This window comes from Amantichitinum ursilacus (genome assembly GCF_001294205.1).
In the GTDB taxonomy this organism is placed as follows: Bacteria; Pseudomonadota; Gammaproteobacteria; order Burkholderiales; family Chitinibacteraceae; genus Amantichitinum; species Amantichitinum ursilacus.
In genome coordinates, this window is record NZ_LAQT01000006.1 from 89,477 (window position 1) to 108,752 (window position 19,276).

Below are 19,276 nucleotides of genomic sequence, written 5' to 3' on the forward strand. Positions count from 1 at the left end.
GTAGCAGACGATGTTCCAGTCCGCTGTAGCGGCAGGGCAAGAATCGTCAACGATCAGCGGGTGACCGGCTTGTAGCGAATCCGCTTGGGTTTGGCGCCTTCTTCGCCCAGACGATAACGCTTGTCCGCTTCGTATTCCTGATAGTTGCCATCAAAGAACGTCCACTGGCTGTCACCTTCGGCCGCCAGAATGTGCGTGGCGATCCGGTCAAGGAACCAGCGATCATGGCTGATTACAAACGCGGTTCCGGCAAACTCCAGCAACGCGTCTTCCAGCGCACGCAGGGTTTCCACGTCCAGATCGTTGGACGGCTCATCAAGGAACAGCACGTTGCCGCCTTGCAGCAGCGTTTTGGCCAGATGCAGACGACCACGTTCACCGCCCGACAGCATGCCGACCTTCTTCTGCTGGTCGCCGCCTTTGAAGTTAAAGCGGCCGAGGTAAGCGCGGCTGGACATTTCAAACTTGCCTACCTGCAGGTTGTCCAGGCCGCCCGATACGTCTTCGAACACGGTCTTTTCATCTTCCAAGCTGTCGCGCGATTGCTCAACAAAGGCGGTCTGCACCGTCTGGCCGATTTCAATGGTGCCGCTATCGGGCTGTTCTTTGCCCGCGATCATCTTGAACAGCGTGGTTTTACCCGCGCCGTTGGGGCCAATGATGCCGACGATGGCGCCCGCTGGCACCGAGAAGCTCAGATTATCGATCAGCAACCGGTCGCCAAAGGCTTTGGAGACGCCATTGAAATCGATGACCTTATCGCCCAGGCGTTCGGCCACAGGGATAAAGATTTCCTGGGTTTCGTTGCGCTTTTGATGCTCGAAGCTCGACAGTTCTTCAAAGCGCGCAATCCGCGCCTTCGATTTGGCCTGGCGGCCTTTCGGGTTCTGGCGCACCCATTCCAGTTCTTTGTTCAGCGCTTTCTGGCGTGCCGATTCGGTCGATTCTTCCTGCTTCAGGCGCGCTTCCTTTTGCTCCAGCCAGCTGGAGTAATTGCCTTTCCAGGGAATGCCATGGCCGCGATCCAGTTCCAGAATCCATTCGGCCGCGTTATCAAGGAAGTAGCGATCATGGGTGACGGCCACTACGGTGCCCGGAAAGCGCACCAGGAATTGCTCCAGCCATTCCACCGATTCAGCGTCCAGGTGGTTGGTCGGCTCATCCAGCAACAGCATGTCGGGCTTGGACAGCAGCAGTTTGCACAGCGCCACGCGGCGCTTTTCACCGCCGGACAAATGCCCGATCACCGCATCCCACGGGGGCAGACGCAGCGCGTCGGCCGCCAGTTCGAGTTGCAGCGCGGTATTGTCGCCTGCACCGGCCGAGATAATGGCTTCCAGCCGGCCTTGTTCTTCGGCCAGCGCATCAAAGTCGGCATCAGGTTCGGCATAGGCGGCATACACTTCTTCCAGCCGCTTTTGCGCATCCATCACTTCGCCCATGCCGCTTTCCACTTCCTCGCGCACGGTTTTGGCGGCGTCTAGCTGCGGCTCTTGCTGCAGATAGCCGATTTTGACGCCAGCCAGATGTTGCACTTCGCCGTCGAATTCCTTGTCTGCGCCCGCCATGATGCGCAACACAGTGGATTTGCCCGCGCCGTTCAGACCCAGCAGGCCAATCTTGGCGCCAGGAAAAAAGCTGAGCGAAATATCCTTGATGATCTGACGTTTAGGCGGAACGATTTTGCTCACACGGAGCATCGACATAACGTATTGGGCCATTGCAGTGTCTTGTGTGTGGCTGAGAATGGCGCAAGTGTAGCAAACGCGGACGTACCCGGCAGCGAATGCTCGCGTAGCTCAATGATCAATCCGGGATCAATCCGGCAATAAAAAACCGGCCCTGAGGCCGGTTTTGTACAAGCGCACTACCGCGTGATCAAGCAGCGGAAGCGGCGCTAGCCTTGGTTTTCTTGGCTTTTTTGTGATGCTTCACGTGCTGCGAAGCTTTTGCAGCCGGATCAGCATCAGCAGTGCCAGCAGCTTCTTCAGCGAAAGCCAGACCAGCGGAACCGAAAATCGAGAGAGCGAGCACAGCAGCGAACAGCTTTTTCATGGTTTTTTTCTCCTGGGTTTATCAACATGCGTTGACGTTGCAACCAGCATAGGAAAGCGAGCGCCGGTTCACCGTAACGTTCGTCCATTCTCATGTATCCACTTGTAATTAAACAAGCGCTTTTTAGATGACGTCCAACTGGCCCATCATGCCGAGGTCTTCGTGCTCGATGATGTGGCAGTGATAGACGCGGCGACCCTTCTGTTGCTGTGCCACATGAATAATCACGCTCTCTTGCGGCCGCACATTAACGGTGTCGCGCCAGGCTAATAATTTCTCCGGCGTGGTCTGCCCTTTGTAACGACGCTCTGCCACCTGGAACTGCGTGCCGTGCAGATGAAAGGGGTGGTCCATATCGCTGTCGTTACGCAAGGTCCACGCTTCGACTTCGCCCACTTTGCTGGTCAGGTCGACACGATTCATGTCGAACACTTTGCCATTGATCATGAACTTCATCGAAGCCGGGTCATCGGTCATGTTGTCCATGTCCTCGCTGAACACCAGTTCTTTTTGCGCCGTCGGCGTGCCCAGCGGCTCGATGGTGCGCAGTTGCTGCGGCAATTCGGCTGGCACGCCGATCCGGAAATGCGCATGTAGCAACGGTATATCGTGTTCGGGCGGCATATCACCCATCTTGCCGCGATCATAAGACAGCGCCATTAAAGCGCTATTGCCATCGCCAGAGACCAAAACCTCAGCGCGCTCACCCGGGGCCAGCAGTAATTCGGTTACCGGATGCGGCGCGCCCAGCAGACCGCCATCGGTGCCGACTTGAATCATCGATTGCTCGGGCAATTTCAGCCGCAGATAGCGTGCACTGCAGGCATTCCACATGCGCCAGCGCTGCCGTCCCAGCACTTGCAACGTGGGTTGCAGATGGCCGTTAACCAGCACGAACTGACCTTCGCGGCCATTCATCCAGTCGTCCATGCTGTTTTCGGCGATGCGGCCATTGGTTTGCAGTTTGAGGTCGGAAAACACCAGATGGCGTTCGGGCAGATGCGCCAGCGGATCGGCCTTGGCGCGCACGATAAACAGCCCGGCCAGGCCGCGGAACACTTGCTCGGCGGTATGGCCATGCGGATGCGGGTGAAACCAGTAAGTGCCCGCGCTACCCACTGGCAAGGTAAAGCGATAGGTGCGCGATTTGCCCGGCGCAATTTCGCTACCGGGGTTGCCATCCTGCTCGGGCGGCACGGGCAGGCCGTGCCAGTGGATGGTGGTGGGTTGTTGCAACTGGTTGATCAGTTTGATGGTGACGGTATCGCCTTCGTGCACGTCGATCAGCGGGCCCGGCACGCTGCCGTTATAGGTCCACACCGGCGTACGCACGCCCGGTTTGATCTGAACCACGGTGGGCGCAGCGCGCAAGGTAGCGACAAACTGACCGGGTTTTTTGCTCTGGTTTTTAAGCCGCACCAAAGGCGGCAGCGCAGCGCCGGTCGGCAACGTCAGCGCCTTGGCACCGGCTGGCTTGCCCGCAGCCTTAGCCGATTTGCCATGACCGGCGTGATTCATGCCCGCCATCTGGTCCATTTCCATGGCCGTCGCGGCCTGGCGCAGTGTCAGCAAGGCCAGGCCAGCACCGGCGTAATACAAAAAATCTCTACGTTTCATGCGCGTTCTCCGGGTGGCGCATTGGGGGGCCACCATGCTGTGTCGTCGTCCTGTCAGGCATCAGTATTGGCGCTGCGCGCGCAGTTTGCTAACGCCAGCCACAAAATTCGAGGCAAAGCCTATACCCCCCTGCCGTATATCGTAAAGCCCCAAATCCACACCATTAGCGCGGTTGATCCTGGTCAATACCGGGGCGTAATATACCCCCTGCAGGTATTTCTGGAGCAGCTCGATGACCGCCGAAACCACGCTCGTGCCCGGCCCTAACGAAACGCGTTCCTTCGCGATCGAAGGCATGACATGTGCCGCCTGCGCCGCGCGCATCGAGAAAGTGCTGAATCGTCTGCCTGGCGTGCAGGCGCAGGTAAACCTGGCCACCGAAGTCGCGCAGATCGAACTGCCCGCGGGCCAGTATTCGCCCGAGCAATTGATTGCCACCGTGCAAAAGGCGGGTTATCAGGCGCAATTGCTGGCCGATGCCACGCCGCCCGCACCCAGCGACCATCGCGCCAGTGCCTGGGTGTGGCTGCTGCCCGCGTTGCTCACCGCGCCGTTGTGGCTGGATATGCTGGCGATGCTGAGCAGCGCGCACAGCTGGATGTTGCCGCGTTATTGGCAATTGATATTGGCGACGGCGGTGCAGTTCGGGCCGGGCCTGCGCTTTTATCGCGGCGCGTGGCACAGCGTGCGCGGCGGTGGCGCCAATATGGATGTGCTGATCGCTTTGGGCACCAGCGTGGCGTGGCTGTTCAGCGCGGTGGTGGTATTGGCGGGGGCGGAAGCGCAGCCGGTTTATTTTGAGGCCAGTGCCACCGTCATCACGCTGGTGTGCCTGGGCAAATGGCTGGAAGCGCGCGCCAAGCAACGCGCTTCGCAAGCCATGTCGCGCCTGCTGCAATTGCAGCCCAAAATGGCGCGCATCGAACGTGAGGGGCAGGTCAGCGAAGTCGAGATCAGCAGCTTGCGCCGAGGTGATGTGTTGATCGTGCGGCACGGCGAAGTGATTGCCGCCGATGCCGTGGTGATTGAGGGCCAGGCCGCCGTGGACGAAAGCATGCTGACTGGCGAAAGCGTGCCGGTGCACAAAGGCGTCGACGACGCGGTCTATGCCGCCACGCGCAATCAGGACGGCATGTTACGTTGCCGGGTCAGCGCGACCGGTCAGGGCACGCAGCTAGCGCAGATCATCCGCCTGGTCAGCGCAGCCCAAGGTTCGCGCGCGCCGATTCAGCAATTGGCGGACCGCATTTCGGCGGTGTTTGTGCCCAGCGTGCTGGCGATTGCCTTGGCCGTGTTTGCCCTGAGCTGGTGGTGGTTGGGGGCGGCGGTGCCCGCGATGATCCATGCGGTGTCGGTGCTGGTGATTGCCTGCCCCTGCGCCTTGGGTCTGGCCACGCCGTCGGCGGTGATGGTGGGCGTGGGGCGTGGCGCAAAACTGGGCTTGCTGTTTCGCAACGCCGGCGCACTGGAACACGCCGCCGCGCTGGATACCTTGGTGCTGGATAAAACCGGCACGCTGACCACAGGCCGGCCGGCATTACGCCGCATCGATGTCATCGCAGGCAACGACACGCTTGAGCATTTGCTGCAGATTGCCGCCAGCCTGGAAGCGGGCAGTGAACATCCGCTGGCGCATGCGTTAATCGAAGCGGCTGCCCAACGCCAGTTGCCCTTGCTGCCGGTGGCGCAGTTCAAAGTGGAACCGGGTCTGGGCGTGAGCGGCGCGGTCGAAGGCCATGGTGGCTGGCAAGTGGGCCGCCCAGATTGGCTGGCTCCCGCAACCCCGTTGGCGGCGGGCCAACAAGACGAAACCGTAATTGGCCTGGCCCGTGATGGGCAGTTGCTGGCGACGTTTGCTTTGGCCGACCAGATCCGCCCCGATGCCCGTGCCGCCATCAGCGCCTTGCGTGCCATGGGCATCCGCCCAGTGATGTTAACGGGCGACCGGCGCGCCACTGCGCAATGGGTGGCGCAACAGGTTGGCATCGATGAAATCCACGCCGAGGCCATGCCAGGCGGCAAATCCAGTGTGATCGCGCAACTGCGCGCGTCCGGTCGCCGCGTGGCCATGGTTGGCGATGGCATCAATGACGCGCCCGCACTGGCCGCTGCTGACGTCAGCTTTGCCATGGGCAGCGGCAGCGATGTGGCAGTGGAGGCCGCAGACGTGACCTTGCTGCGCAACGATCTGCGTATCTTGCCGCAAGCGCTGGCGCTGGCGCGCACCACGCTGCGCCGCATCCGGCAGAACCTGTTTTTCGCATTTATCTACAATGTGTTGGGCATCCCGCTGGCCGCGATAGGGCTGCTTAGCCCCGCGCTGGCAGGCACGGCGATGGCGCTGAGCTCGGTGTCGGTGCTGCTCAATGCATTGCGAGGCTGGCAAGCGCCCGCGCTCGCACCGATCACTCAACCCGAAGGAGCAACAGATCATGCAAACCACCACGCTTGAAATTGGCGGCATCAGCTGCGGCGGCTGCGTGCGCACTTTAACCACCGTGTTGTCGGCCATCCCCGGCGTACACAGCGCCGTGGTCGAGCAGCAAACCGCCAAGGCCACCGTCGATTACGACGCCACCGCCACCGGGCCGGACGAATTCCGTCAGGCCATCGAGGACGCCGGTTATGACGTCGTCTGAAGGCTGCCTGCACTGCGCTGATCCGGTCGATATGGCGCCGGGCGATCCCGAGCGGGTGGTAGTGCAACCCGAGAAAAAGCGCTTGTTAAGCCGGATCAACCGTATCGAGGGCCAAGTGCGCGGTGTCGGTCGCATGGTTGAACAGGATCGGTATTGCGTGGATATCCTCACCCAGATCACCGCGATCCGCGCCGCGCTCGATTCAGTGGCATTGCAGTTGCTGGAGGACCATGCGCACGGCTGTGTGTCGCGTGCGATCGCGGCGGGCGAGGGCGAAGAGGCTATCGCCGAATTGATTGATGTGGTGCGCAAACTGAAAGGGTAAGCCGCTATGGCGCGAGTAAAAAAAACCGACCCCGCGACCAGTCCGCCACTATGGCAAGTGCGGCGCGTGCTGGCGCTGGGGCGGGCGTTATCGGATGAGCAACGCACGCGGCTGAATGAACTGGGCACGCAAGAAGGCGTGCTGCAAATCGAACCGGTGCATGGCGGCCGGGTGGCGGTGACGTATGACGTGCGGGTTTGGCAATACAGCCGCTTGCTCAACTGGCTGCAAGCCAAGGCCACCGGCTTTAGCCGCTGGCGCGCGGGCTGGTATGACAACCAGGATAGCAATCTGGCCGCGCAATCCACGCTGAAAGCGGCGGCCTGCTGTAACACGCCGCCGCGCGCCTGAAACCGCGGGGCGCGACGGCCCCGCCGACTCAAGCGTTGAGCATTGCTTTGTCGATATGGAACACGTCGCCCAGGTAGTTAAGGAAGTTCTGGTCTTCGCACATACCCTTGCCCGGGCTGTCGCTGACCTTGGCGACAAACTGGCCGTTACACCGGGTCATCTTCATCACGATCTGCAACGGCGTAATACCGCAATCGTTGGTGAGATTGGTGCCGATGCCAAAGCCGGTGCGGGCGCGATCCGCAAAGCGGCGGTATAGCGTGATCGCTTTTTCCACATTCAGCCCGTCGCTGAACACCAGCATCTTGGTCAGCGGGTCGATGCGCATTTTGTGATAGTGCGCGATGGCCTTTTCGCCCCACACAAACGGGTCGCCCGAGTCGTGGCGCAGCCCGTCAAACAGCTTGCAGAAATACAGGTCGAAATCGCGTAAGAACGCATCCATGCCAACGATATCGGTCAGCGCAATGCCGAGGTCACCGCGATATTCGCGCACCCAATGTTCCAGCGCGTTTTTCTGAAAGTCGCGCAAGCGCGAGCCAAACGACTGGAACGCCTGCAGATATTCGTGCGCCATGGTGCCAATTGGCGTCAGGTTATAGATGCGCGCCAACTCGACGTTGCTGGTGCCTTTGATAAACGAATTGGGCTTGCGCGCCGCCCCGGCGATGATCTCTTCATGCCAGGCGCGCGAGAAGCGGCGGCGCGTACCAAAATCGAACATCACAAACGGAAAGCGGCAGGCCGGTTCCTGCGCAAACGCATCCAGTTGCGTCAGCTTGCCCGCGATGCGACGACGACCCTCGGCGATGGCAGTGTCTTGCTGAAACTGGCGGAAATACAGCTCGTTGACCGTGGACAGCACGTAAATCTCAAACAACATCACATGCAGCATCGGGCCGATGGCGCGGATTTCGAGTCCATCGGGGTTGTTCTCGGGGATGGAGACATGGATGAACTGGCGATGCAGATGAAACAGCCGCAGAAAATCGACAAAGTCGGATTTGATAAAGCGCAGGCTGGCCAGGTATTCCAGTTCGGTGTCGTTAAAGCGCAGCGTACACAGGTGGTCCAGCTGGCGTTCCACTTCTTCTTTCAGCGCGGACAACGGCAGTTCGGGCACATTGCGGCACTTGAACACATATTCGGCGCTGGTCTCGGGATGGTGATGCAGGATCTCTTGCATCATCGTGAACTTGTACAGATCGGTATCCAGCAGCGATGTGATAACGGGCTGGAATGCGGGCGCGCTCATGCGGGTACTCCGGGTCGGATAAACGCCAGTCTGCCGGGCCAACGCGCGCCCGGCAACTGGCGGAAACCGCAGTGTTAGCGTGCCTGAGCGAGTGGGGCCAGCCGGGCAATGGCGGCGTCCAGCGTTTCGGGGCGCTTGGCAAAACAAAAGCGCACCAATTGGTGGTTGGCGCCGTCGCCATAAAACGGACTGAGCGGAATGCTGGCCACGCCAAATTCGGTGGTCAGCCATTTTGCAAAGGCCAGCTCGTCCAGATCGGGCCGGATGCGCGTATAGCTGGCCAGCTGAAAATACGTGCCCGCGCATGGCAGCAGATCAAAGCCCGCGGCGCTGAGACCGGTGGCCAGATGATCGCGCCGCGCCTGGTATTCAGCCGCCAGGTTTTGCCAATGGCTGGCATCGTGCAAATGCGCGGCGAGGCCAAACTGCGCCGGGGTATGCACGGAGAACACCAGAAACTGATGCAGTTTGCGCAATTCGGCGGTGATGGCGGGCGGCGCAACCATATAGCCAATCTTCCAGCCGGTGGCGTGAAAGGTTTTGCCAAACGAATACACCGCAATGCTGCGCGCGCGTAATGCCGGTTCGGCCAGCACGCTTGAATGCTGCGCGCCGTCGTACACCAGATGCTCGTACACCTCATCGGCAATCACCAACAGATCATAGCGCTCGGCCAGTTGCGCCAACGCGGCGCGATCCACGCGCGACCACACCCGCGTGGACGGATTGCCGGGGTTGTTGATGATGATGACGCGCGTGCGCGGCGTAATGGCGTCTTCAATCTGTTGCCAGTCCAGCGCGAATGTCGGCGGCGCCAGTTTGATGCGTACTGGCTCCGCGCCCAGTGCAGTGATGGCGGGCGCGTAGCTGTCATAAGACGGATCAAGCACCAATGCCTGGTCGCCCGCGTGCAAGCCTACCGCCAGCGCGGTAAACAGCGCCTGGGTGGCGCCAGCGGTAATCGTGATCTCGCTGACCGGGTCGACTGTCACTTGTTGGCCCAGCGCCAGTTTGCCCGCGATGGCTTCACGCAAGGCCAGCAAACCCGGCATCGGGGCGTACTGGTTGTGGCCTTGGCGCATGGCGTCGTTAACGTGTTCCAGTAGTGCCGGGTCCAGCGCAAAGTCTGGAAAACCTTGCGACAGATTGATCGCGCCGTGGTCCAGCGCCAATTGGCTCATCACACTGAAAATGGTGGTACCGACATCGGGTAATCGCGAACGCAGATTCATGGGCTGGTTAAATTCAAGAGAGTGATAAAAGCCCGAATACCGGGGGCTCTGGGCGGGTGGGGTTACAAGTATTCGATGGTGACGATGGCCGCCTTGTGGTCGGCGGTCGGCGTGGTGGTCACTTGCTGGACCACGGGCTTGACCACCGGCTGCACGCTGATGCGGGTGCGTGCGGCCACTTCGGCTTTACAGCCGCTGAGTTGCGCTTGGGCGCTGCCGTCGGTGGCCGGGCTGGCGACGCAAGCATCTTCCACGATGCGGCCCACAAAATGGATGGTGCCGCCACCCAACGTGGCAGGTGCGGCCCAGACGGGGGCGGTCAGGGTAGTCAGGGCGAGTACGGCGATCAGGCGGTGCATGGCTAAAACCTTGGTGAAGGGGACAATCCGCAGCATAACGAGATTCGGATTGATCTTAATAACAGACCCGGCAATGATGTTGTTTATACGCGAATTAATGCATTTGGCATATTCCATATAAATATCGGGTCTTTAAAAGCCGCCCGCGCGCTGAGGTTCAGGCAATAAAAAACCCGGCCGAAGCCGGGTTGGTTCTGCACAAGCCGAAGCCTGGATGCATTATTTTTTACGCGGAATATACAAGTCGGTGATCGAGCCATGCGCAATCTCGGCCGCCATGTACACGGTCTCGGACAAGGTCGGGTGCGCGTGCACCGTGCCGACGATGTCGTTGATATCCGCGCCCATTTCATAGGCCAGCACCGCTTCGCCCAGCAACTCACCGGCGTTGACGCCCACAATGGCGGCGCCCAGGATGCGGTGGGTTTCCGGTTCGATCAGGATCTTGGTCAGACCGTCGTCGCGGCCATTGCCCAGCGCGCGGCCGCTGGCGGCCCACGGGAACACGGCTTTCTCGTACGGAATGTTCTTGGCCTTGGCTTCGGTTTCAGTCAGGCCCATCCAAGCCACTTCCGGATCGGTATACGCAATCGACGGAATCGCGCGGTAATCCAGATAGCTCTTCATGCCCGAGATGACTTCGGCCGCGCATTTGGCTTCGTGCGTGGCTTTGTGCGCCAGCATCGGGTTGCCGACGATATCGCCGATGGCAAAGATGTGCGGCACGTTGGTGCGGCACTGGTTATCCACGCTGATAAAGCCGCGCTCATCCACCTTGACGCCGGCAAACTCGGCGCCAATCAAACCGCCGTTAGGACGACGGCCAACGGCCACCAGCACCTTGTCGTACACCTGCGGCTCGGCCGGGGCCCAATCGCCTTCAAAGGTGCAACGCAGGCCTCCCGGCAGCGCTTCCACCTTGCTGACCTTGGTCTTGACCATGATCTTGTAACGGCCGTTGATGCGGTCCTGCAGCACTTTGACGATATCGCGATCCGCGCCGGGAATCAGGCCATCGCCCAGTTCCACCACGCTGATTTCGGTACCCAGCGCGCCATACACGCAGGCCATTTCCAGACCGATAATGCCGCCGCCCACCACCAGCATGCGCTTGGGAATGCCTTCGAGCTTGAGCGCACCGGTGGAGGTAATGACGCGAGGATCATCGTAGGGATAACCCGGAATCTTGAAGGCGGTGGAACCGGCGGCGATGATGGCATTGGCAAAGCGCACGGTTTTAACCGAGCCATCTTCCGCCGTCACATTCAGCGTGTACGGGCCGCTAAACTGGCCGTTGCCGGTCAGCACGGTTACTTTACGTTGCTTGGCCAGACCGCTCAGGCCCTTGGTCAGACGCGTGACTACGCCGTCTTTAAAGCCGCGCAGCTTGTCGATATCGATTTTGGGCGCGCCAAAGTCGATGCCGTGCGAGCGCATTTCTTCGGCGTCGGTCAGCACCTTGGCCACATGCAGCAGCGCCTTGGAAGGGATGCAACCCACGTTCAGACACACGCCGCCCAGCGTGGCATAGCGCTCGACCAGCACCACTTTCTTGCCCAGATCGGCCGCGCGGAAGGCGGCGGTGTAGCCACCAGGGCCCGCGCCCAGAACCAGCACATCACATTCCACCACATCGCCCGAAATGACCGGCGCTAGCGGCGCAGCGGCGGGTTGCGAGGCGCTGGAAGCTTGTTGTGGCGACGGCACGGCTGTGGCCGGCGCAGGCGCGGCGACCGGCGTACCGGCGCTGGCTGCGGCTTCTTCCAGCGTAATTACCAGACCGCCTTCGGAAATCTTGTCGCCCACTTTAACGGCCACCGACACCACGGTGCCTGCGTGCGTGGACGGGACTTCCATCGTGGCTTTGTCGGTTTCCAGCGTGATCAGCGATTGTTCTTTTTCAATCACGTCACCGGGCTTGACCATCACTTCGATGATTTCGACGTTTTCGTGTCCGCCAATGTCGGGCACTTTAATGTCTACATTGCTCATGGCATTACCTTTGTGCGAGGGAGGGTGGGCGCGCGACGCCGGATAACGGGCCGCGCAGACCAGCACGGACGGGCGCGGTGGCGCCCGTCACGCGCCTCACAGAATCAGACGACGCAGATCGGCCAGCAGGCGGGCCAGATGCACGGTAAAGCGTGCTGCCGCCGCGCCATCAATCACGCGGTGATCAAACGACAACGACAGCGGGCACAGCAGGCGCGGCTCGAATGCGCTGCCGTTCCAGACCGGTTTGATCTGGCTCTTGCACACGCCCAGGATCGCCACTTCAGGCGCATTGATGATCGGCGTAAAGCTGGTGCCGCCTATGCCGCCCAGGCTGGAAATGGTAAACGTCGCGCCCTGCATGTCGGTGGGCTTGAGCTTGCCTTCACGCGCCAGACCCGACAGTTCGGTCAGCTCTTTGGCGATCTCTTTCAGGCCCTTCTTGTCGGCATCCTTGATCACCGGCACCACCAGGCCATTCGGCGTATCGGCGGCAAAACCGATGTGGTAGTACTTTTTGAGCACCAGGTTGTCGCCATCCAGACTGGAATTAAAGTTGGGGAATGCCTTCAGCGTTTCGGCGGCGGCCTTGATGATGAACGCCAGCGGGCTGAGCTTGAGACCGCTCTTTTCCCACTCTTTGCCGATCGACTTGCGGAATTCTTCCAGCTCGGTGATATCGGCTTCGTCGTTGAACGTGACGTGCGGAATCATCACCCAGTTGCGCGACAGATTGGCGCCGGAAATCTTCTGGATGCGGCTGAGCGGCTTGGCTTCGACCGGGCCAAACTTGGCAAAGTCGACCTTGGGCCACGGCAGCAGATCCAGGCCAACACCGGTACCCGCCGGAGCTGCAGTCGGTGCCGCCGCTGCAGCGGACAGGGCGGTCTTGATAAAGCCGCGTACGTCTTCGTGCAGAATGCGGCCCTTGGGACCGGTGCCGGTGACGCGCGACAGATCCACGCCCAGTTCACGTGCAAAGTGGCGCACCGAAGGGCTGGCGTGGGCGCGCTTGAAGCCTTCTTCGTTGTAGCTGGTGCTGGCAGCAGCCGGGGCGGCGGCTTGAGCCGGAGCTGCGGGAGCAGGAGCCGGGGCTGGAGCTGGTGCAGCAACCGGCGCGGGTGCGGCCGCAGCGGGCGCCGCAGCGGCGGGGGCCGGTGCAGCCGCGCCAGCGGCGCCTTTCAGCGTCAGGATCAACGCGCCTTCACCAATCTTTTCGCCGACCTTGACGGCAATGCTCTCCACCACGCCAGCGGCGGGCGAGGGCACTTCCATGCTGGCTTTGTCGGATTCGAGCGTGAGCAGCGAATCATCCACCGCCACCGTATCGCCGACCTTGACGCTAACTTCGATAATTTCGACAGCATCGAAGTTACCGATGTCGGGGACGCGCACTTCGATCGGACCACTGGCGGCCGCGGCAACTGCCGGGGCCGCAGCGGGCGCAGGGGCCGCCGCGGCAGGGGCTGGCGCGGGTGCAGCGGCGGCAGGCGTCGGAGCCGGAACCGGCGCAGCGGCCGGTGCGGGTGCCGCAGCCGCATCGGCCACTTCCAGCAACACCACCACATCGCCTTCCGACACTTTGTCGCCCGCCTTGACCTTGACTTCCTTAACCGTACCCGCAGCCGTTGCCGGCACTTCCATCGTGGCCTTGTCGGTTTCGAGCGTAATCAGCGATTGCTCGACTTCGATCACGTCGCCCGCTTTAACCATGACTTCGATGACATCCACGCCGTCGTGGCCGCCGATATCGGGAATCTTCAGTTCAATAACATTGCTCATGGGTTGTACCTGTCTTGGGTGAGCAGCAGGGCCGATGTAGGCAGGGCCCCGTTTCTAGCAGCGCCACCGGCCGATCGGGCCGGTGGCTTTGCCTCACTCGTTCAAACAGTCCAGGGGGCTGGACGATCCGCATTGACGCCGTATTTGGCAATCGCCTCAGCCACCTTGGCGGCCGGCAATTTGCCTTCGTCGGCCAGCGCCTTGAGGGCGGCGACTACGACGTGATAACGGTCAACCTCAAAGAAGCTGCGCAACTGGCTGCGGCCATCCGAACGGCCAAAGCCATCGGTGCCCAGCACCACATAACGACCCGGCACGTATTCACGAATCTGGTCGGCGTAGGTGCGCTTGTAGTCGGTGGCCACGATGGTCGGGCCCACCGCGTCTTTCAGGCATTGCGTTACAAACGGCACTTGCGGCTCAGCCAGCGGGTGCAGCATGTTGTGGCGGGTGGCGGCCATGCCGTCGCGCTTCAGTTCATTAAAGCTCGGGGCGGACCAGATGTCGGCTTCGACGCCGAAATCGTTCTTGAGCAGATCAGCCGCGGCAATCACTTCGCGGAAGATGGTGCCCGAACCCATCAGCTGCACGTGCAGCTCGCCGGTGCTGGCGGCAGGACGGAACTTGTACAGACCCTTGATGATGCCGGCTTCCGCGCCTTGCGGCATGGCCGGGTGCGCGTAGTTTTCGTTCATCACGGACAGGTAGTAATAGATGTTTTCCTGATCCTGATACATGCGCTTCATGCCGTGCTGCACGATCACTGCCAGTTCATAGGCAAAGGTCGGGTCATACGACACGCAGTTAGGCACAAACTCGGCAAACAGGTGGCCGTGGCCATCCTGATGCTGCAGGCCTTCGCCGTTCAGCGTGGTACGGCCAGCGGTACCGCCGACCAGAAAGCCACGTGCACGCAAGTCGCCCGCAGCCCAGGCCAGATCGCCAATGCGCTGGAAGCCGAACATCGAGTAATAGATGTAGAACGGAATCATCGTCACGCCATGGTTGGCGTAGGCGGTGGCGGCGGCAATCCAGTCGGCCATCGCGCCCGCTTCGTTGATGCCCTCTTGCAGAATCTGACCCGTGGTCGACTCTTTGTAGAACATCAGCTGGTCCGCATCTTGCGGCTCGTACAGCTGGCCGACGTGGCTCCAGATACCCAGTTGGCGGAACATGCCTTCCATACCAAACGTGCGCGATTCATCCGGCACGATCGGCACAATGCGCTTGCCCAGCGTTTTGTCTTTGACCAGCGTGGACAGAATGCGCACGAAGGCCATGGTGGTGGACATTTCGCGTTCGCCGCTGCTTTCCAGCAGGGTTTTGAAGGCGTCCAGCGCCGGGGTTTCCAGCGGCTCGTTCACCGGCTTGCGCGACGGCAGATAGCCGCCCAGCGATTGCCGGCGTTCGTGCATGTACTTCAGCTCAGGCGCATCGGCGGCCGGGCGATAGAACGTGGCGGCACGGGCTTCGTCATCGGTCAGCGGAATGCGGAAACGGTCGCGCAAATGCAGCAGGTCGTCGCCAGACAGTTTTTTGGTCTGATGCGCCACGTTCTGCGATTCGCCCGCCGCGCCCATGCCGTAGCCTTTGACGGTTTTAACCAGCAGCAGCGTCGGTTGGCCTTTGTGTTCAGACGCGGCTTTGTAGCCGGCAAACACTTTGTGCGGATCGTTACCACCGCGGGTGAGACGCCAGATGTCGTCGTCGGACATGTTGGAAACCATGTCCAGCAGTTCCGGGTACGCACCGAAGAAATGCTTGCGCACATACGCGCCATCTTTGGATTTGTAGGTCTGGTATTCGCCGTCGACCACTTCCATCATGCGTTTTTGCAGCAGGCCGTTTTTGTCTTTGGCCAGCAGGGCATCCCAACCGGAACCCCATACCACCTTGACCACGTTCCAGCCCGAACCGCGGAAGTCGCCTTCCAGTTCCTGAATGATCTTGCCGTTGCCGCGCACCGGGCCATCCAGACGCTGCAGGTTGCAGTTGATCACAAAGATCAGGTTGTCGAGCTTTTCACGGCCTGCCAGCGAGATCGCGCCCAGCGATTCCGGCTCGTCCATCTCGCCATCGCCGCAGAAGCACCAGACCTTGCGATCGCCTTGTTGCTTGAAGCCACGGTCGTCCAAGTACTTCATGAAGCGCGCCTGGTAGATGGCCATCAAGGGGCCGAGGCCCATCGAAACGGTGGGGAATTGCCAGAAGTCCGGCATCAGCCACGGGTGCGGATAGCTGGACAGACCGGCGCCATCGACTTCCTGGCGGAACTTGACCAGTTGTTCTTCCGAGAAACGGCCTTCGAGGAAGGCGCGCGAATACATGCCGGGGGCGCTGTGGCCCTGGAAGTAAACCAGATCGCCGCCGTGGTTTTCGCTGGGGGCGTGCCAGAAGTGGTTCCAGCCCACGTCATACAACGTGGCGGCCGAGGCAAACGACGTAATGTGGCCGCCCAGGTCCGGGTTGATCTTGCCCGCGCGTACAACCATCGCCGCTGCGTTCCAGCGCGTGTAAGAGCGGATGCGCTCTTCAAACGTATGGTTGCCCGGGCTCTTGGCCTCGAGGTGGGCGGGGATGGTGTTGATGTAAGCGGTGGTGGCCGTGTACGGGATGTTGACGCCGTCAGCACGTGCGTGATCGATCAGTTTTTCGACGAGATAGTGCGCGCGCTCAGCACCTTCGTTTTCGAGTACGCCATCCAGCGCTTCCAGCCACTCACGGGTTTCCTGAGGGTCCTGGTCGTGAATCTGCTCTGCCATTGCCATACCTTTTTGATGTGGTTAATGCCCGGTCTGTCGTATCCATCCGGTGCATCGCCCGGCTTTTGGCCGGGCGATCTGTCCGCAGTGCGGTATTTATAGTGGGGACGTCAGTGCGTATGACTTAGCGCGATGCATTGCGCTTGTAGTAGTTGACCAGCCCATTGGTGGACGAGTCGTGGCTGGTGGTCAGCCCCGGTGTGGTCAAATCCGCTTCAATGGCTTTGGCGAGCTGCTTGCCCAACTCGACGCCCCATTGATCATAGGAGTTGATATTCCACACGGTGCCTTGCACCAGGATCTTGTGTTCGTACAGCGCGATCAACGCACCCAGACGACGCGGCGTCAGGCGCTGCATCAGGATGGTGTTGGTCGGGCGGTTGCCTTCAAAAATCTTGTGCGGCGTGAGTTTGTCTTGCGCTTCACCGGTGATGCCGGCCTTGTTGAGCTCGGCGCGCACTTCGGCTTCGTTCTTGCCGCGCATAAAGGCTTCGGTTTGCGCAAATACGTTGGCCATCAGGATGGCCGGGTGCGGTTCCGGCGCGTCCGGGTGTTCGATCGAGCTGATAAAGTCGATCGGCACAATCTGGCTGCCCTGATGCAGCATCTGGTAGTAGGCGTGCTGTCCATTGATACCGGCATCGCCCCATACCACCGGGCCGGTTTGATAATCAACACGGCTGCCATCCAGCGTCACCGACTTGCCGTTGGATTCCATATCCAGCTGTTGCAGGTACGCCGGGAAGCGCGCCAGCGACTGGTTGTACGGCGAAATCAGATGGGTTTTGGTGCCGAAGAAATTGATGTACCACACGCCCAGCATGCCCATGATCACCGGCAGGTTCTGTTCGAACGGCTTGTTCTTGAAATGCTCGTCCATGGTGTAAGCACCATGTAGCAAGTCTTGATAATCGTGCTTGCCAAGGTAAATGGCGATCGGCAAACCAATGGCCGACCACAGCGAATAACGGCCGCCCACCCAATCCCAGAATTCGAACATGTTGTCGACGTCGATACCGAACTCGGCCACGGCCTTGGCGTTGGTGGACAGCGCGACAAAATGGCGGGCGATATGCGCTTCGTTGCCCACGCGCTCAAGGAACCACTTGCGCGCGGTGTGCGCGTTGGTGATGGTTTCTTGCGTGGTAAATGTCTTGGAGGCCACGATAAACAGCGTGGTTTCCGGATTCAGGCGCTTGAGGATGGAGCTGATCTGTTCGCCATCAACGGTGGACACAAAGTGCATGGTCAGGCGTTCGTGGCCATAAGCCTTGAGCGCGTTGCACACCATCAGCGGGCCGAGGTCGGAGCCACCGATACCGATGTTGACGATGTCGGTGAAGGCCTTGCCGGTGTAGCCGACGCGTTCGCCCGAGCGGATTTCGTCGGAGAACTTGAACATCTTTTCCTTGACCGCATTGACCTTGGGCATGACGTCTTCGCCATCGACCAGGATCGGGTTGCTGTCCAAGTTGCGCAGCGCCACGTGCAGCACGGCGCGGTTTTCGGTGATGTTGATCTTGTTGCCGGCAAACATGCTTTTGATTTTTTCGGGCACGCCAGCCTGACGGGCCAGATCGAACAGCAGCTCCAGCGTTTTGGGCGTGATGCGGTTCTTGGAGTAATCAAAGAACAGGCCGCCCGATTCCAGCGAAAACTTTTCGAAGCGCTGCGGATCGTCATTGAACAGATCGCGCATGTGCAGCGGAGCAACTTCTTTGTAGTGTTCCGCCAGCGCGAGCCATGCGGGGGATTGAGTCAGGTTGGACATGTCTGGGTTCCTTTTTTCTCAGTGGCACTGATACCCGCGGCAGCGGGCCTGATGTCTTGAAACACACGGTAAATCGTTGACGGATGACCCTCGTGGTTGCGCCTGGGTCTTGGGGCCCGGGTCGACAACGACGGCGGCAGGGGTCCGTTTGGCGCGCTGGCCACCAAGGGGGTCGCCGCGCGCCGGTAGTGCGTGGTGCAATGCAGTGGTGCGTGGCCGTTTAGCTTTCGTGGCCGCGTACGCGTTTTTCTTTCAGGTTGCGCTTCATTTTTTCCAGCTGGTCGATCAGTTCCGGGCCGCGCTTGAGCGCAACGCCCACCGCCAGCACATCGATAATCACCAGGTGGACGATACGGGTGATCATCGGCGTGTACAGATCCGGATCTTCCATCGTGTCGGCGTACAGGCAGATCGAGCAGCGCTTGGCCAGCGGCGACTTGCTGTGGGTAATGCCGATCACGTCAGCGCCTGCATCCCGCGCAATTTCCACCGAGCGCATCAGATCCAGCGTACGACCCGAATTGGACACGGCGACGACCGCATCACCGGGCTTGAGCATCGAGGCGCTCATGCCGTGCATGTGCGGATCGGTATAAGCCACGGTGGGTACGCCCAGGCGGAAGAACTTGTTCTGCGCATCAATGGCGACCGCGCCTGACTGCCCCTGACCCCACACTTCAATCTTGTGCGTGTTGGCCAGGATCTTGATCGACTTTTCGAGTGCATCGGTGTCGAGTTCGTTCCGGCAACGCAGCAGATGCGAAATATTGTTGTCGAACAGTTTTTTGGCCAGGTCATGCGCCGAGTCATCGGCCGATACCATCGAATGCACATACGGCACGCCCGACACCAGGCTACGCGTGAGGCGCAGCTTGAAGTCCTGCAAGCCGGAGCAATTGAGTGAACGGCAGAAACGGATGACCGTGGGTTGTGACACGTCCGCCAGATCGGCAATTTGTGCGATCGGGGCGTTGGCCACCAGGTTGGGCTGGGCCAGTACGAGCTCGGCAACCTTGCGTTCCGATCTGGACAGGCTATCGATCATCGTTTTGATGCGTTCGAGCATTAGCGTCTCACTCCATCACTTTGTTATGTGTCCGCGCCGTGGCTTTTGGCCGTGGCGCGGTTGGGTTTCG

The 19,276-nt window shown here is 60.5% G+C and carries 15 protein-coding genes; 4 read left to right on the top strand and 11 right to left on the bottom strand.

The window, feature by feature from the left end; genetic code table 11:
- Positions 1 to 53: 53 nt before the first annotated feature.
- From ettA to WG78_RS08455, 3 genes are all read right to left on the bottom strand, one after another.
- Positions 54 to 1,721 (bottom strand): energy-dependent translational throttle protein EttA, encoded by a 1,668-nt coding sequence (ettA, locus tag WG78_RS08450; protein ID WP_053937366.1) that lies wholly within the window; start codon positions 1,719 to 1,721, stop codon positions 54 to 56.
- Positions 1,722 to 1,878: 157 nt separating this feature from the next.
- Positions 1,879 to 2,055: a hypothetical protein gene (locus WG78_RS22825; RefSeq protein ID WP_169788463.1), complete on the bottom strand. Its 177-nt coding sequence runs from the start codon at positions 2,053 to 2,055 to the stop codon at positions 1,879 to 1,881.
- Between the two features lie 123 nt (positions 2,056 to 2,178).
- Positions 2,179 to 3,672, bottom strand: a complete 1,494-nt coding sequence (locus WG78_RS08455; protein ID WP_201782399.1) for a multicopper oxidase family protein — start codon at positions 3,670 to 3,672, stop codon at positions 2,179 to 2,181.
- Between the two features lie 232 nt (positions 3,673 to 3,904).
- On the opposite strand from WG78_RS08455, the gene WG78_RS08460 reads away from it, so the two are divergent.
- The 4 genes from WG78_RS08460 to WG78_RS08475 are packed head-to-tail and all read left to right on the top strand — an operon-like array spanning position 3,905 to position 6,987.
- Entirely contained in the window at positions 3,905 to 6,124 is a 2,220-nt protein-coding gene (locus WG78_RS08460; protein ID WP_053937367.1) for a heavy metal translocating P-type ATPase, read from the top strand.
- The gene (locus WG78_RS08465) at positions 6,105 to 6,311 is read left to right on the top strand and encodes a heavy-metal-associated domain-containing protein (RefSeq protein WP_053937368.1); all 207 of its coding nucleotides are present in this window, start codon (positions 6,105 to 6,107) and stop codon (positions 6,309 to 6,311) included. Before WG78_RS08460 ends, WG78_RS08465 begins: the two co-directional genes overlap by 20 nt.
- Complete coding sequence (locus WG78_RS08470; protein WP_053937369.1) at positions 6,298 to 6,636, top strand: metal-sensitive transcriptional regulator; 339 nt, start codon at positions 6,298 to 6,300, stop codon at positions 6,634 to 6,636. The genes WG78_RS08465 and WG78_RS08470 overlap by 14 nt, the downstream gene beginning before the upstream one ends.
- A 6-nt stretch (positions 6,637 to 6,642) precedes the next feature.
- On the top strand, positions 6,643 to 6,987 hold the full coding sequence (locus WG78_RS08475; protein ID WP_053937370.1) for a hypothetical protein: 345 nt from the start codon (positions 6,643 to 6,645) through the stop codon (positions 6,985 to 6,987).
- Positions 6,988 to 7,015: 28 nt separating this feature from the next.
- Here the strand turns inward: WG78_RS08475 and pncB are convergent, their stop codons facing one another.
- The 8 genes from pncB to hexR form a co-directional block, all read right to left on the bottom strand.
- The gene (gene pncB / locus WG78_RS08480; protein ID WP_053937371.1) at positions 7,016 to 8,242 is read right to left on the bottom strand and encodes a nicotinate phosphoribosyltransferase; all 1,227 of its coding nucleotides are present in this window, start codon (positions 8,240 to 8,242) and stop codon (positions 7,016 to 7,018) included.
- 74 nt (positions 8,243 to 8,316) lie between these two features.
- A complete protein-coding gene (locus WG78_RS08485; protein ID WP_053937372.1) occupies positions 8,317 to 9,474 on the bottom strand; it encodes a methionine aminotransferase in 1,158 nt (385 codons plus the stop codon).
- Between the two features lie 62 nt (positions 9,475 to 9,536).
- Positions 9,537 to 9,833, bottom strand: a complete 297-nt coding sequence (locus WG78_RS08490; protein ID WP_152969126.1) for a fimbrial protein — start codon at positions 9,831 to 9,833, stop codon at positions 9,537 to 9,539.
- Between the two features lie 219 nt (positions 9,834 to 10,052).
- Positions 10,053 to 11,825, bottom strand: coding sequence for a dihydrolipoyl dehydrogenase (gene lpdA / locus WG78_RS08495; RefSeq protein ID WP_053937374.1), 1,773 nt, complete (start codon positions 11,823 to 11,825; stop codon positions 10,053 to 10,055).
- Positions 11,826 to 11,921: 96 nt separating this feature from the next.
- A complete protein-coding gene (gene aceF / locus WG78_RS08500) occupies positions 11,922 to 13,607 on the bottom strand; it encodes a dihydrolipoyllysine-residue acetyltransferase (RefSeq protein WP_053937375.1) in 1,686 nt (561 codons plus the stop codon).
- A gap of 101 nt (positions 13,608 to 13,708) precedes the next feature.
- Positions 13,709 to 16,369: a pyruvate dehydrogenase (acetyl-transferring), homodimeric type gene (gene aceE, locus WG78_RS08505; RefSeq protein WP_053937376.1), complete on the bottom strand. Its 2,661-nt coding sequence runs from the start codon at positions 16,367 to 16,369 to the stop codon at positions 13,709 to 13,711.
- Between the two features lie 124 nt (positions 16,370 to 16,493).
- On the bottom strand, positions 16,494 to 18,140 hold the full coding sequence (gene pgi, locus WG78_RS08510; RefSeq protein ID WP_053937377.1) for a glucose-6-phosphate isomerase: 1,647 nt from the start codon (positions 18,138 to 18,140) through the stop codon (positions 16,494 to 16,496).
- A gap of 220 nt (positions 18,141 to 18,360) precedes the next feature.
- Entirely contained in the window at positions 18,361 to 19,206 is an 846-nt protein-coding gene (gene hexR, locus WG78_RS08515; protein WP_053937378.1) for a transcriptional regulator HexR, read from the bottom strand.
- Positions 19,207 to 19,276: the final 70 nt, after the last annotated feature.